The sequence below is a fragment of the Bartonella rattaustraliani AUST/NH4 genome, from assembly GCF_000312565.1.
In the GTDB taxonomy this organism is placed as follows: domain Bacteria; phylum Pseudomonadota; class Alphaproteobacteria; order Rhizobiales; family Rhizobiaceae; genus Bartonella; species Bartonella rattaustraliani.
Genome location: NZ_CALW02000006.1, coordinates 60,157 through 76,044 on the forward strand (window position 1 = coordinate 60,157; position 15,888 = coordinate 76,044).

10 protein-coding genes and 1 pseudogene are annotated in these 15,888 nt (G+C 39.2%); all 11 read left to right on the forward strand.

Going from position 1 to position 15,888, the window contains the following annotated elements:
- The 11 genes and pseudogenes from BN67_RS00630 (at position 1) to ileS (ending at position 15,847) form a co-directional block, all read left to right on the forward strand.
- Positions 1-1,248, forward strand: coding sequence for an aminopeptidase (locus BN67_RS00630; RefSeq protein WP_019222245.1), 1,248 nt, complete (start codon positions 1-3; stop codon positions 1,246-1,248).
- Between the two features lie 69 nt (positions 1,249-1,317).
- A complete protein-coding gene (gene mutM / locus BN67_RS00635) occupies positions 1,318-2,193 on the forward strand; it encodes a bifunctional DNA-formamidopyrimidine glycosylase/DNA-(apurinic or apyrimidinic site) lyase (RefSeq protein ID WP_019222246.1) in 876 nt (291 codons plus the stop codon).
- A gap of 75 nt (positions 2,194-2,268) precedes the next feature.
- Positions 2,269-3,663 carry a dipeptidase gene (locus BN67_RS00640; RefSeq protein WP_026088079.1) on the forward strand — a complete coding sequence of 465 codons (1,395 nt, stop codon included), beginning with the start codon at positions 2,269-2,271 and terminating at the stop codon, positions 3,661-3,663.
- On the forward strand, positions 3,656-4,276 hold the full coding sequence (locus tag BN67_RS00645) for a ribonuclease D (RefSeq protein ID WP_019222248.1): 621 nt from the start codon (positions 3,656-3,658) through the stop codon (positions 4,274-4,276). The genes BN67_RS00640 and BN67_RS00645 overlap by 8 nt, the downstream gene beginning before the upstream one ends.
- A 1,682-nt stretch (positions 4,277-5,958) precedes the next feature.
- Entirely contained in the window at positions 5,959-6,336 is a 378-nt protein-coding gene (locus BN67_RS00650; protein WP_019222249.1) for a hypothetical protein, read from the forward strand.
- Between the two features lie 481 nt (positions 6,337-6,817).
- Positions 6,818-7,651 carry an outer membrane protein gene (locus BN67_RS00660; RefSeq protein ID WP_019222251.1) on the forward strand — a complete coding sequence of 278 codons (834 nt, stop codon included), beginning with the start codon at positions 6,818-6,820 and terminating at the stop codon, positions 7,649-7,651.
- Positions 7,652-7,984: 333 nt separating this feature from the next.
- Positions 7,985-8,788 carry an outer membrane protein gene (locus tag BN67_RS00665; protein WP_019222252.1) on the forward strand — a complete coding sequence of 268 codons (804 nt, stop codon included), beginning with the start codon at positions 7,985-7,987 and terminating at the stop codon, positions 8,786-8,788.
- Between the two features lie 257 nt (positions 8,789-9,045).
- Positions 9,046-9,897: pseudogene (locus BN67_RS15375) on the forward strand (outer membrane protein).
- Between the two features lie 258 nt (positions 9,898-10,155).
- The gene (locus BN67_RS00675) at positions 10,156-11,061 is read left to right on the forward strand and encodes an outer membrane protein (protein ID WP_019222253.1); all 906 of its coding nucleotides are present in this window, start codon (positions 10,156-10,158) and stop codon (positions 11,059-11,061) included.
- A gap of 189 nt (positions 11,062-11,250) precedes the next feature.
- Positions 11,251-12,678: an outer membrane protein gene (locus BN67_RS00680; RefSeq protein ID WP_019222254.1), complete on the forward strand. Its 1,428-nt coding sequence runs from the start codon at positions 11,251-11,253 to the stop codon at positions 12,676-12,678.
- Between the two features lie 253 nt (positions 12,679-12,931).
- Positions 12,932-15,847: an isoleucine--tRNA ligase gene (gene ileS / locus BN67_RS00685; RefSeq protein ID WP_019222255.1), complete on the forward strand. Its 2,916-nt coding sequence runs from the start codon at positions 12,932-12,934 to the stop codon at positions 15,845-15,847.
- Positions 15,848-15,888 lie beyond the last annotated feature (41 nt).

The following is a 15,888-nucleotide window of genomic DNA, read 5'->3' on the forward strand; positions in this document are numbered from 1 at the left end:
ATGAACTTTGATATTCATGAGGTCATTTCGCCTGAAATGTTGAACCATCTTGCAGAAGTTACGGTTAAAGTTGGGGTGAATTTACAAAAAGGGCAGGATCTCGTTTTGACGGCTCCAGTCTCAGCATTACCGTTTGTTCGGCGTGTTGCATACCATGCTTATAAGGTTGGTGCTGGTGTTATTACGCCACTTTTTAGCGATGATGTGCTCTCATTGACACGTTTTGAAAATGCGCATAGTTCTAGTTTTGATTGTGCACCTTCTTGGTTATATGAAGGGATGGCGAATGCTTTTGGAAAGGGTGCTGCTCGTTTAGCGATTGTTGGTGATAATCCTTTGCTGCTTTCCAATCAAGATTTTGATAAAGTTTCGCGTTTAAATAAGGCGACTTCCGTTGCTTATCAGCCGGCACTTAAAAAAATATCAAATTTTGCTATAAATTGGTCGATTGTTGCTTATCCAACACCAGGATGGGCTGAGGCAATGTTTCCTTCGTTACCGCTCAATGAGGCGATGAAGAAATTAGCGGATGCCATTTTTTCTGCTTCACGTGTGACAGAAGAAGATCCTGTACAGGCGTGGTTGGTGCATAATGCGGCTTTGAAACAACGGTCATCTTGGCTTAATGATCGGCGTTTTTCTGCTTTACATTTTACAGGACCAGAGACTGATTTAACGGTTGGTTTGGCAGATGATCATGAATGGCATGGCGGTGCCTCAAGAGCTAAAAATGGAGTTCTTTGTAATCCTAATATTCCGACAGAAGAAGTCTTTACCACCCCTCATGCGCATAAGGTTGAAGGTTTTGTTCGTTCGACGAAACCGCTTTCCTACCAAGGAGCACTCATTGATAATATTGAAGTACGTTTTGAAACAGGACGTATTGTTGAGGCACGTGCTTCAGCGGGGCAGGAAGTTTTACAACAGATTTTGAAAAGTGATGAAGGTGCAAGTCGATTAGGTGAAGTGGCTCTTGTGCCTCATTCTTCACCCATTTCTAAGAGTGGTCTTCTTTTTTATAATACATTGTTTGATGAAAATGCTGCCTGTCATATTGCTTTAGGGCAATGTTATTCTAAGTGCTTCTTGAATGGAGAATCATTGACAGCAGAAGAAATTGTAATGCGTGGGGGGAATAAAAGTATGATTCATATCGACTGGATGATTGGATCGGGTGAAATCGACATAGATGGCATTATGCAGGATGGTACGAGAGTTCCAATATTCCGTAAGGGGGAATGGGCTTAATATCATTATTTTTCAAATACGTTATTGGAATACATATAATGCGTATGCGCATAATTCTTAAGAAGGTAAATGCCTGAGCTTCCCGAAGTAGAAACCGTTCGTCGTGGGTTAGAACCAGTTGTCACTGGTGCAAAGATTAGGTCTGTTACACTTAATCGTAAAGATTTACGGTTTCCTTTCCCTGACTTATTTTGTGAGCGACTTGTGGGAAAGACGATTGTAGAGCTTAGTCGGCGTGCGAAATATTTATTGTTTCATCTTTCGCAGAATGAAACGATTTTGAGCCATTTAGGAATGTCTGGATCATGGCGCATAGAGGATGATTTTGCCAGAGAAAGGTCTTCTCTTACAGGAAAAATTGCCAAGCATGATCACTTTGTTATGGATATTCAAGCAAAGGATGGTAGAGCTTATCATCTTACTTATAATGATGTCCGTCGTTTTGGATTCATGCTTTTAGTCGATACAAACAGGCTTGATGAGCATCTGCTTTTAAAGAAGCTCGGGCTTGAGCCTATGAGTAATGCGTTTTCTGGTGATTATTTGCAAGAGTCCTTCGTTAATAAAAAAACATCCCTTAAAGGGGTTTTACTTAATCAGTCTATTGTTGCAGGCCTTGGGAATATTTATGTTTGTGAAGCGTTGTGGCGTAGTCGATTGTCTCCACAGCGTGGTGCATTTACTTTAGCATTGAAAACTGTACACGCACGTGCCTCTGCAGATTCTTTAGCGCAGAATATACGGGATGTTATTGCTGAAGCCATTTTTTCTGGGGGATCTTCTTTACGAGATTATAGGCATGTAGATGGTTCACTTGGTTATTTTCAACATGCTTTTGCTGTTTATGGACGAGAAGGCGAGGAATGTTTGCAATGTGAAACGCCCATTATACGTATTTTGCAGTCTGGGCGGTCAAGTTTTTACTGTCCAGAGTGTCAAAAGTGAATAAGGTGTCTTGCAAAATCCTATAAGAAGCTTAAAGTCATTTCTATAATGACACAAGGATTGGGAGGTTTTTTGATGCTGAATAAAGTATTAACATATCTTGATGATAATATAGAAAAGAGTCTTGAACGTCTTTTTTCTCTTTTGCGTTTTCAATCGATTTCAACAGATTCCGCTTATAAGGATGAGTGTCGTAAAGCCGCTGATTGGCTCGTAGAAGATTTAAAAAGCATAGGTTTTGAGGCTTCCCGTCGTGATACATCAGGTCATCCGATGGTTGTTGGGCATCATCCAGGACCTTCAGAGGATTGTCTGCATGTCTTGTTTTACGGGCATTATGACGTTCAACCTGTCGATCCACTAAGTTTATGGGAGGATGATCCGTTTACACCTGCTTTAAAAGAAAGAGATGGGGAAAAGGTCATTTCTGCTCGCGGAGCTTCAGATGATAAAGGTCAGCTCATGACATTTGTGGAAGCATGCCGCGCATTTAAAAAAGCGACAGGGCAGCTTCCTGTTAAAATTACTGTTTTATTTGAGGGTGAAGAAGAAAGTACTTCTCCTTCTCTTTTTCCTTTTTTGAAAGCAAATAAGGATGAGCTTAAGGCTGACTGTGCGTTGGTTTGTGATACGTCGATGTGGGATGCAAATACACCATCTGTTGCTATTGCTCTTAGAGGCATTATGGCAGATGAGGTTACTATTACAGCGGCTGATCGTGATTTGCATTCTGGGTATTTTGGGGGAGTTGCAGCCAACCCCATTCGTATTTTAACGAGAATTTTGGCTGGACTTTACGATGAAAATAACAGGGTAACACTTCCTGGTTTTTATGATGGTGTAGAAGAAACACCTCCTCATATTTTACAATCGTGGAATGCACTTAATTGCAATGCTGAAAATTTTCTTAATCCCATAGGTCTTTCTGTTTCTGCAGGTGAAAAAGAACGCAGCACTTTAGAACTTGTGTGGGCGCGCCCTACACTAGAAATTAATGGTATTAGTGGTGGTTATGAGGGAGAAGGGTTTAAAACGGTTATTGCTTCTCAAGCAAATGCAAAGGTATCTTGTCGTTTAGTTCATAAGCAAGATCCAGAGAAAATACGTCAAGCTTTTCGTGATTATGTACGCAGTCTACTTCCCGCTGATTGTAGCGTTGCATTTAAAGAACATGGTTCTGCTCCAGCATTTCAGCTTTCTTATGATTCACCTTTAATCAAGGCGGCACAGGATGCTTTATCGCAAGAATGGAGCAATCCCGCTGTTTTAACCGGCATGGGTGGTTCGATTCCAATTGTTGGAGATTTTCAGTCAATTCTTGATATGGAAACTGTTTTGGTCGGCTTTGGATTGGCAGATGATCGTATTCATTCACCGAATGAAAAGTATAATTTAAAATCATTTCATAAAGGGCAGCGGTCTTGGGCGCGTATCCTTACAGCTTTAGCAGATAGGAGGGTAAATGGCTGAGATTCGTGTTCATCGAGGTGATTTACCAAACTTAGACAATTATCAAGTCGGCTCTGTTGCGATTGACACTGAAACTTTAGGATTACAACCGCATCGCGATCGTTTATGTGTTGTTCAGCTTTCTTCTGGAGATGGAACTGCTGATATTATACAGATTGCTAAAGGGCAAAAGAGCGCACCAAATTTGGTGAAATTGCTTGAAGATAAGGCAATTACCAAAATATTTCATTTTGGGCGTTTTGATCTTTCTATTTTAGCACATACATTTGGTGTTATGCCAGATGTGGTTTTTTGTACAAAAATCGCTTCGAAACTCACGCGTACCTATACGGATCGTCATGGATTAAAGGAAGTTTGTGGTGAATTGCTGAATGTGAATATTTCTAAGCAGCAACAGTCTTCGGATTGGGCTGCTGAAACTTTATCACGTGCACAAATTGAATATGCTGCTTCAGATGTTTTATATTTGCATCGTTTAAAAGATATCTTTGAAGAACGCTTAAAACGTGAAGAGCGAGAGAGTGTTGCAAAGGCATGTTTCCAATTTTTGCCTATGAGAGCAAAGCTTGATCTTCTGGGATGGTCTGAGGTTGATATTTTTGCACATAGCTAAGTTTACAAATTTTTTAAAATTAGAATAGGAGGAGTTATTGATAATGCCGTAAAATGCTGTTTTGGGGGATAATATTTTACAGCATATATCAAAAAATAAAATGCGATACTGTTTGATTTCTATCTTTTGTCTCAACCAAGTGTAAAAAGAGTAATGAAGCGAAAAATTTAGAACTTGTCTGTAGGTACCTATGAAGTCTGTTGTGGTAAGGCTGGTGGAGCTTCGTCAGAAGAAATCAATCGAGTGATAGAGGCATGGGGGTAATATTTCTTGTTCTATGAAGAGAAAAGCCCACACTTTCTTTGTTAATTCTTAAATTGCGCGCGTTTTTGCATTGAAACGATTTTTAAGAGACATTTTTATTTTTTCTCTAAAAATCATATTATCTGCACGCTTATTGCATTTACAGCATACAAGGGAGTGATCGTATTTCACCATGAAAAAGGTTTGAAATAAGGGAATCTGAAGGTATTCATGGCTTTCTTTCAACAAAAAACAGGGAAATTATCTTTGCAAATGAATGTATTAATTTAAAAAAAAGGGGAAATTAAGGACGCAACAAAATAAAATATCCATAACATATGGGGTTGTCCATTTTTGTTTTTCTAAAATCTTTTTGATGAAGAATGTTATGGGGGGATGCCTAGAGTTGTTGTGTTCTGTTTCTTTTGATCTTTCGCAATTAAAGTTGCTCTTATAAATATGCACATTTTTATGTTTATAACTGTTTTTCTTAGTGTTTTTAAAAGAGACAAAAAGTTTTGTGAGAAGAAAGACCTTAGCAGAAATAATATTACAGAGAAAGTTTTCTATAGGAGTACTGTGGGATAAACCGGTACCATCACTCTATTGATCAGCGCTCAATGTTACGGCAGCCCTTGCATGAAAGGGGTTCATAAAAGGCATTTTTCCCTCTTTTTTTACTAATTTTTATCCACATACCAATTCCGCTTATGAAGTACAAGCCAAGTGAGCAAAATCGATTCAACACAAAGTGGTTTGAGATGCGAGGATCTTACAATATTCGGGGTTATGATTCGAGGTGAGAAAAGACAAATTATCATTAAAATCAATATGTTGTCATTATATTGAGCAATAGAGAATGGATCTTTTCATAAGTAGTGCTTTGATAAATGTCCATGTGATTGGTTTTCCATTGGGTGTGGTATTATTGATGATAAAGCCGATGATGTTTGTATCACTTTATTGAAAAAAATTGAAGAACTACAAAGCCTTGTTTGGGGAGAGGGTGCATTTTTTACCGCTTAAGTGTATCGTTTTTCATAGGATAACGACATTTGGTGTGAATTTTTAGTATGTGTGAAACCATTTTCATAAACCAGCAGAGAGGTTCACAATCATGGTTACTCGTGTCAATAAGGTCGCTTGACTGTGTGCCTTGGGTTTATCCTAAAATCAGTCCCCCCCTCAATTTAGGGAATAGAGTTGCCAGTTTTAATCTTGCTACTTTTGAAAGCTGGAAGGATCATAAGATGGGGGGAGAAGCACGAGTGTGCAAAGTAGTGTGATATTGTGATTTTTGATGAATATTTTGTAAAGATTACAGAGAAATATCTCAAAAAGGTGAAAGGGCTTATATTGAGAGGCAATTACAAATCCGTAAATGGCAAGATAAAAGTGGTCATAACCGTACAGCGCAGAAATTATTTTAAAGGACTTTCATGGAAATTGAAAGTGAGTACTCTATTATAAAATCCATTATGGATATTTATTATGGAGATAAATTTATGAACATAAAATATTATATTACAGCTTTCGCGACTTTTGCTTCAATCTCTGCAGCACAAGGATCTACGCTTTTAGGTTCTCAAAAGTTAGTAAAGGGCATAACAATTCCTTCTAAAGATTTTTCTTTTGCTAAGAAGGTTAGCAATATCTTGTCTGAAGCTTTTCAAGAAGAGTCTTCTTCTATTGATAACGTCCACGAACAAATAGCTGTTGAGTTGGTATCTGTGTCATCTTCGTCTAGAAGATGTAAGAGAGCTGTAAAAAAAGGAAGGCAACCAAATCCGTTTTGCAGAAGTCCAATGAGTTTTTAGTCAGTGAAGTAGGTGATTTTGAAAGATATATTTTCTTTTCGGTAAGGAGTGAAGCTTAAAGGAGGGAGAATATCTTAAAAAGAGAGTCCTCGTTCTATTTATTCGTAATTTTTAGTGTAATTCCTGTTTTAGAGAGAAGAAGAAATCTGCAAGTGTAAGTTGCTGTATCTTGTCATGTGATGTTTAAAGTTAGAGGTGTTGTGAGAAGTGTATTTGCGCAAATTGAGGGGGGCATTTTGCGAGAGTTGAGAATGCTATATGTTTTATGGTGTTCAGATTTTGAGGAAAGGAGGAAAATAGCATTAATTCTGAAAGGAGAGCAATTCTTAACGTCAAAACTTACAAATTTTCTTCAATAAAAAACTAAGGGAGGGCGAGAGGTTTTGTATTTTTTTATGACTGTATCATTTTTACTACAGATATCTGGAGGTGGGGCTCTATATGAGGTTGCGTGTTCAATATTCAGCTATGGAGAGAAAATATGAATATGAAATGGTTAATAACAGCTTCTGCTTTCGCTTTAGTTTCAACTTCAGTAGTGCATGCGGCAGATGTTATTGTGCCTCCAAATCCAGCACCGGTTGCACCGGTTGTTGTTATCCCTTCTTTTTCTTGGACAGGTTTTTATTTTGGGGGTCAGATTGGTGGTTTTTCGAGCAAAACAAAGATGGATATCCTTGCTAACGGAAAAAACATTCCGGTATATGATGATTTTTTGCCGAAGCTTTCAGGTTTTATGGGGGGTATTTATGGGGGGTCCAATATTGATCTTGGCAATGGTCTTATTTTAGGTGTGGATACAGATATCGTTTGGTCTAATAAAAGCGACACGAAGACGGGAAAAGCATATGTGATTTCTCCAGAGCACATAAATTATATTACAAAAATGCTGCAAAATGCTGGTATTAATGTTGGTGAAAAAACCATCCAGCCGAGTGATAAGCGTGCGAGCAGTTTCACTTTTAAAAAGAAGTGGGCTGGGGCGACACGAGTGCGCATTGGTTTTGCGGCTGAACGTATTATGCCTTATGTTGCTGGTGGTATTGCCTATACACAGCTTCAAGATACCACATCGGTATCAATAACAGACAAAGATACAAATAAAGTCAAAGTTTCTGGTAACTTGTTTGATGAAGCAAAAACATTTGTCGGCTACACTCTTGGCGCGGGTGTTGATTTGGCAATGACCAATAATGTGATTGTCCGTGCGGAATACCGTTACTCAGATTTTGGTAAAAAGAAGTTCTCAAACGATAAATACGAAACTTCTTACAAAACGAATGATTTCCGCGTTGGTGTGGCTTACAAATTTTAATTTCTTGTAAGATAAATGATGAAGAATCACGTTTTGAGTGATGTTGTGGTGATATTCTGTGGCTATATTATCACATAATTCATATTATTTACATATATGGAATATTGCTACATGTTGATTTTTGTGAAAAGAAATACGTAAATGATAAAGTAATTTATCTATTATTTCAACAAGTTGCGTATCTATATAACTTACAAGCTTTCGTATAAACAAAATTATCACAAGGTCCCATTTTTAAATGGGATCTTCATTTTATATGACTGTGTTATTTTTACTACAGATTTTTTTTCATAAATGTTTAGTATTGTGCCATAATTATAAGGAGCAAAATTTATGAACATAAAATCTTTAATGACAACTTCTATTATCGCTTTGGTTTCAGCTTCTGCTGCACAGGCTGCAGACGTGGTAATTCCTCATCAGGAGGCAGCACCAGCAGTTGTTACTACCCCTGCATTTTCTTGGACAGGCTTCTATCTTGGTGCTCAGATTGGTGGTTCTTCAGGTAAAGCTGCTTTTAAAGATAAGGATCAAGATACTTTAATTTTTGAAGGCGCAAAGTCTAAACTTTCAGGTTTTATTGGTGGTATTTACGCAGGATCCAATATCGATGTTGGAAATGGTCTTGTTTTTGGTGTTGAAACAGATTTGAATTGGTCTGGAAAAAAAGCGGTTACTATAAAAGATAATTCTGCAGGTGCTGGAGCTGATGCTGGTGCAGGTGCTGGAGCTGGAGCTGGAGCTGGAGCTGATGCTGGTGCTGGAGCTGATGCTGGTGCTGATGTTGGTGCTGGTGGTACAGAAGATGTTGGTTTTAAACAGAAATGGGCTGGTGCTACACGCGTACGTCTTGGTCTTTCTTCTATTGATCGTATTATGCCTTATGTTGCTGGTGGTGTTGCCTATACGCTGGTAGATGCTGTTTATGCAGCAGGGAAGGATGTTGCAGTTGATAAGACAGCAACAATGGTTGGTTTCACCGTTGGTGGTGGTATTGACTTTGCAATGACTGAAAATGTTCTGTTACGTGCGGAATATCGTTACTCAGATTATGGTAAAAAGAAATTTTTGGCAGAAAATAAAGAATATAATTTCAAAACCAATGACTTCCGTGTCGGTGTCGCTTACAAGTTTTAATTGAGTACAAAGCGCATTCTTATTATGTGTAAGCTTAAATTATACATGTAAAATAAATTACAAAAAGCCCTGTCTTTAGATGGGGCTTTTTTATTTTTTCATGTTTCATCCAAATAAGTATTTGTTTTCAACCTCTAAAAATAAATAACTTCTAAAATGCGTGATTTTTCTGATATTTCTTATGCTTGTATCATTTTTACTACAGATTTTTTTATAGATGTACAGTATTGCGTCATAATTAATAAGGGACAAAATTTATGAATATAAAATCTTTAATAACAATCTCAGTTATTGCTTTGGTTTCAGCGTCCGCAGTACAGGCTGCAGACGTGGTCATTCCTTATCAGGAAACAGCGTCAGAGGTTATTATTGCCCCTGCATTTTCTTGGGCAGGTTTCTATCTTGGTGCTCCGATTGGTGGTTCTTTAGGTAAATTTGGCTTTAAAGATAAGGATCAAGATGCTTTAGTTTTTAAAGGCTCGAAGCCTAAACTTTCAGGTTTTATTGGTGGTATTTATGCAGGATCCAATTTTTATATTGGAAATGATCTTGTTTTTGGTGTTGAAACAGATATGATCTGGTCTGGAAAAAAGGTGTAAAAGTAATTGCTATAACAGATGATTCTGCAGGTGGTACTGGAGCAGAAACAGGAACTGATACGGAAGGAAGTGAAACAGATGCTGTTACACTCGTTAAGAGTGCAGGCGTTCCAGCTGCGTTTGGTAGCGCCAGTGTGAGTGAATACAAAGCTGTTGGTTTTAAACAGAAATGGGCTGGTGCTACGCGCGTGCGTATCGGTTTAGTTACTTCTTGAATGCATTATGCCTTATGTTGTTGGGGGTGTTGCCTATACACAGGTAGAGGCTACTTATGGAGAAGGAAATAAAGAGAGTGCTAATGCTGTAACTAAAATTGCTAAAACTACATTGTATGAAACAGCAACAATGGTTGGCATTGGTGGTGGTATTGATTTTGCAATGACTGACAATGTTCTGTTGCGTGTGGAATATCGTTTCTCAGATTATGGTAAAAAGAAATTTTTTACAGACAATGAAAAATATAATTTCAAAACCAATGATTTCTGCGTTGATGTAGCTTACAAGTTTTAATTGAGTACAAAGCGCACTCTTATTACGTGCAAGTTTAAATTGTACATGTAAGATAAATTGTAAAAATCCCTGTCTTTAGATGGGGCTTTTTTATTCTTTCATATTCTATCCAAATAAGTATTCGTTTTCAACCTCTAAAAATAAATAACTTTTAAAATGAATGATTTTCCTGATATTTCTTATGACTGTGTCATTTTTACTATATATTTTCTTTGCATAAGTGTCTAAGGTCGAGTGATTATTAAAAGGAGCAAAATTATGAATATAAAATCTTTAATGACGGCTTTTATAATCGCTTTAATTTCAGCTTTTGCTGCGCAGGCTGCAGATGTTGTCATTTTTCATCGGGAAGCAGCACCAGCGGTTATTACTGCCCCTACATTTTCTTGGACTGGTTTCTACTTCGGTGGCCAGGTGGGAAATTTTTCAAGCAAGACCAAGATAAAAGATCCAGCATTTGGTGAAGATACTTTCACAAAAGAGTGTACGCCAAACCCTTCAGGTTTTATGGGTGGTGTTTATCTGGGTTCCAATATTGATCTCGGAAGTGGGCTTATTTTAGGTGTTGAAACAGATGCTGTTTGGGCTGGTCGTAAAGAAACAAAAGAGCTTGGAGAGAGAGAGCTAGGTGACAAGAATGTTGACGCTATTAATAAGTCCCTTAAATTAACGGCGGACGCAGATGGCAGAGTATTTAAACAAGGTGAAAAAGCAAGCGCTTTTGCAATCGGCGACACGATAACAGACAGTTATACTTACAAAGAGAAGTGGTCTGGTGCTACACGCATACGTCTTGGTCTTTCTTCTGTTGATCGCATTATGCCTTACGTCGCAGGTGGTATCGCCTATACGCAAGTGCAGGGGATTCATTCGATTTCAGGAAAAAGAGGAACCAGAACTAATGCTGCTAAGGTGGTCACTAAAGAGGGTGATAAAAGCACAGTTGCTGTAACTTTGCTTCAGGGTGGAAATGTTGCTGATCGCAGTAAGACAATGGTTGGTTTTACCATTGGTGGAGGTGTTGATTTTGCGGTAACAGATAATATTCTGTTGCGTGCGGAATATCGTTACTCAGACTTTGGTAAAAAGAAAGTCGTAGATGATACACAGGAATTTCATTACAAAACCAATGACTTCCGTGTTGGCGTCGCTTACAAACTCTAATTTAAGTATTTTAATTTCGTGCAAAGCCTGCTCCAGGCAAAGCTGAGCGGTTAATACGAAATTAAGTTGCTGACAGGCCCCGTCAAAGACGGGGCCTTTATTTTTTTTGTGAATGTGATATTTTTGCTACAGATATTTCAAAATAGATACACTATATACAATTCGTTTTGGATATTTGGAGATTTTTTTATGAACACTAAACGGTTAATAACAACATCTATTTTTGCTTTGATTTCAGCTTCTGCGGTTCATGCAGCGGATGTCATGGTTCCTCATAAACCAGCACCAGTTTCTTCATCAGCTTTTGTCGCACCTGCTTTTACATGGACAGGTTTTTACTTTGGTGTCCAAGCTGGAGGTTTTTCAAGTAAAACTGACATGGGGCTTGCCGGTGAAGAGAAGGTTATACCACTGAGCAAAGATTTATCACCTAAGCTTTCAGGGTTTGAAGGTGGTTTTTATGCAGGTTCCAATATTGACCTTGGTGATAACTTTGTTTTTGGTATTGATACAGATTTAACATGGTCTGGTCAAAAGCACACAAAGACCATAACAATCGGTGTACCTGACAGTTTTTCAGTGGATGGTATCGTAGCAAGATCTCGTAGATCAGCAGAACTTACTCCTACTTCACCAGCACCTGCGAAGCCAGCCGCTACAAAACCAGCCGGAACAGCAGGGGGTCCAGGAGCAGGAACACCAGCATCTGCAAAACCAGCGCCTGTGAGTTCGGTTTCAGGGGCAGTACAAGGAACAGGAAGGGTAGCAGCAGCGCCAAAAGCAGCACAAGAGATACAAGTAAAGAGACAGCCATTAGTGCTTGCAAGATTAGCAGAATCGGAAGAAAAACCAGCCGGGCAAGGAGCTTCGTCCTTAACTTTATCAGATTCAGCACATGAACAATCAGAACAAGCTGGGAAAAAACAAGCGTCAACGGAATCAGCAGCAAAAGTATCAGGATCATCTAGCTCAGAACAAGGTAGTTCCGGTGGGGCAAGTGGGAATCATGGGCACGGTCATTCTCATGGGGGTCGATATCGTGGTGGTCATTACGGGGGTGGTGCTGTTAATCCACATGGTCCTGGTCATCCTGGTTATTCTGGTGGGCAGGGTAGTAAAGCTCATCCACATGTTGCATTGGGTTCTTCTGGACATGGTACACAGAATGTGTATAAGAATGATGCTGGTGTTTATGCTATAGAAGAAATAAAGAAGGCAGTTTCTGAACTTGGTCTCGAGGAAGAAGTTGAAGCTTTAGACCATACTTTAAAGCAAAATTGGGCTGGTGCCACACGGGTTCGTATCGGTTTTGTCGCTGATCGCTTTATGCCTTATGTTGCTGGTGGTATTGCTTATACGCAGCTTCAAGATACCGTATCGGTATCGGTTAAGAGTGAAAGCAGAAGCGAGATTTCTTCTAAGGATTTAACCAATGAAATAAAGACGATGATTGGTTACACCCTTGGTGGTGGTGTTGACTTTGCGATGCTGGACAATGTTGTTGTGCGTGCTGAATACCGCTACTCCGATTTTGGGAAGAAGAACTTTGCTAAGGAAAAACTTGAAATGAGTTACAAAACCAATGATTTCCGCGTTGGCGTAGCATATAAGTTTTAATTGAGGATATCGTTAAATTTTTTTAAGAGGCTTCACCATGGGTGGAGCCTCTATTTTTAAAAGGAATCATTTTTGGGTTTCCTTTCTTTAGTGTTTCATGATAAAGCCCATAAAATATGATGATATATTTTCTTGATCGCTGCTTAATACGAATGATGAGTTTGGTTTTCCCTATAAATAAAAAAACAAAGTTGCAGGGTTCAGGGAAGTTATGCAAAAATGAAATCGTAAAAGTGGACAGGAATATTTCACAATGACTGTGAAAAATGAAACAATAGATTATTCAAAAACTCTTTATCTTCCACAAACAAATTTTCCCATGCGTGCGGGGTTGCCGCAAAAAGAGCTTGAATTGATGGCTCGGTGGGAAAAGATGGGGCTTTATGCCAAATTGCGCCAGCAAGCTAAAGAGCGTCCACTTTACATTCTTCATGATGGTCCCCCTTATGCCAATGGCCATATTCATATTGGTCATGCCTTGAACAAAGTTCTAAAGGATGTGATTATTCGTTCATTTCAAATGCGTGGTTTTAATGCAAATTATGTTCCCGGTTGGGACTGCCATGGGCTTCCGATTGAATGGAAGATTGAAGAAAAATACCGTGCGCAGGGAAAAAATAAAGATGATGTTCCTCTTAATGAATTTCGTCAAGAATGCCGTGAATTTGCACAACATTGGATAACTGTTCAAAGTGAAGAGTTTAAACGCCTTGGTGTTGTGGGAGATTTTAACACGCCCTATACGACAATGGCTTTTCATGCAGAGGCGCGTATTGCCAGCGAATTGATGAAATTTGTTATGTCCGATCAGGTTTATTGTGGTTCAAAACCTGTCATGTGGTCTGTTGTTGAGCGTACGGCTTTAGCTGAAGCAGAAATTGAATATCATGATCATGAATCGGAGGTTATATGGGTTAAGTTTCCAGTTCTTGAGGCAGATTCGAGCGATTTACAGAATGCCTTTATTATCATTTGGACAACGACTCCGTGGACAATTCCTAGTAACCGTGCAGTGAGTTATTCTTCACAGATTGCTTATGGTGTTTATGAAGTGGAAAGTGCAGAAAATGATTTTGGTCCTCAAGCTGGAGAGAAACTTCTTTTTGCTGATGTCTTAGCCATGAGTTGTGCAGAAAAAGCAAAACTTGTTTTAAAGCGTTTGCGTGCGGTTTCTGTTGAAGAACTGAAAACGATGGTTCTTTCTCATCCACTCAAAGGTTTAGCTGGAGGTTATCATTATAAGATTGCACTACTTGATGGTTCACACGTAACAGACAGTGCTGGTACTGGTTTTGTTCATACGGCGCCAAGCCATGGGCGTGAGGATTTTGAGATTTGGAATGCTTATAAGCCGCTTTTAGAGCAGGCGGGGATTGATTTTTCGATACCATTTCCCGTTGATGATGCTGGTTTTTATACAAAAGATGTTCCTGGTTTTGGGCCAGATCGTGAAGGGGGACCAGCACGCATTATTGATGATAATGGAAAAATGGGTGATGCCAATAGGGAGGTTATTAACGCTTTAATTAAAGCGGATCGATTATTTGCGCGTGGTCGTTTAAAGCATTCCTATCCTCATAGTTGGCGTTCAAAAAAGCCAGTCATTTTCCGTAACACACCGCAGTGGTTTATTTCAATGGATAAAGATCTGGGGGATGGCTCAACTTTACGTAGTCGTGCTTTAAAAGCTGTTGCGATGACACGTTTTGTTCCTTCTTCTGGTCAAAACCGTTTGGCTTCTATGATCACAGATCGTCCTGATTGGGTTCTTTCTCGCCAACGGTCTTGGGGAGTTCCGATTTGTATTTTTGCTGATGAAGATGGCGTTATTTTGAAAGATGAGCGAGTCAATGAGCGTATTTTGCAGGCTTTTGAAAAAGAAGGAGCTGATGCGTGGTTTGCTGAAGGAGCACGTGAGCGTTTTTTAGGAGAACGTGCATATGAGCCTTGGGTTCAGGTATATGATATTCTTGATGTTTGGTTTGATTCTGGAGCGAGCCATAGTTTTGTATTAGAAGATCGAGATGATTTGAAATGGCCTGCCGATGTTTATTTTGAAGGGTCTGATCAACATCGCGGGTGGTTCCAATCTTCTCTTTTAGAAAGCTGTGGTACGCGCGCTTGTTCTCCATATAAGACGGTGATTACACACGGTTTTACTCTGGATGAAAATGGCAAAAAAATGTCTAAATCCTTGGGGAATACAGTTGTTCCACAAGAGATTATAAAAACATCTGGTGCTGATATTTTTCGTCTCTGGGTGATGACAACGGATTATTGGGAAGATCAGCGTTTAGGGAAAAGAGTTCTTCAAACAAATGTGGATTCCTATCGAAAATTACGCAATGCAATTCGTTGGATGCTTGGAACTTTAGCATATGACGAAGGGGAAGAAGTATCTTATCGCGCACTACCGGATCTTGAAAAATTTATATTGCACCGGCTTTTTGAACTCGATCAATTGATTAATCAGGCTTATAATGCGTTTGATTTTAAGAAGATTATGCGTGCATTGTTAGATTTTTCGATTATTGAGTTATCAGCGTTCTATTTTGATATCCGTAAAGATTCTCTTTATTGTGATGCCCCTTCATCAGAAAAACGGAAAGCTTCTTTGCAGGTTGTCCGTGAGATTTTCACGCGAATGGTAACGTGGCTTGCTCCTATGTTGCCTTTTACAATGGAAGAAGCCTGGTTAGAGCGTTACCCAGAAAGTGGTTCAGTCCATTTGGAGCAGTTTCGTCCTGTGCGAGAGGAATGGCAAAATGAAGCTTTAGCTGAACGTTGGAAAAAAGTTCGCCAAGTCCGTAAAGTTGTGACGGGTGCTTTAGAACTTGAACGCGCTGAAAAGCATATTGGTTCATCTTTAGAAGCAGCACCTATTGTTTTTATTTCTAATCCAGATTTACGGGAAGCCTTGGAAAACTTGGATATGGCAGAAATTTGCATCACCAGTGCTCTTACAATAAAGAAAGAGATACCACCTCCAGATGCTTTTATTTTAAGCGATGTGGAGGGCGTTGGTGTATATCCAGAGAAAGCTTCGGGTAAAAAATGTGCTCGATCATGGCGTTATACACAAGATGTTGGGAGTGATCCAGCTTATCCTGATGTGTCTGCGCGTGATGCAGCTGCTTTACGAGAATTACAGGAGCTTGGAAGGATTTAAAATGGAGGAAAAAGTGCAGGCTGTAAACAGCGTTGTTTTCA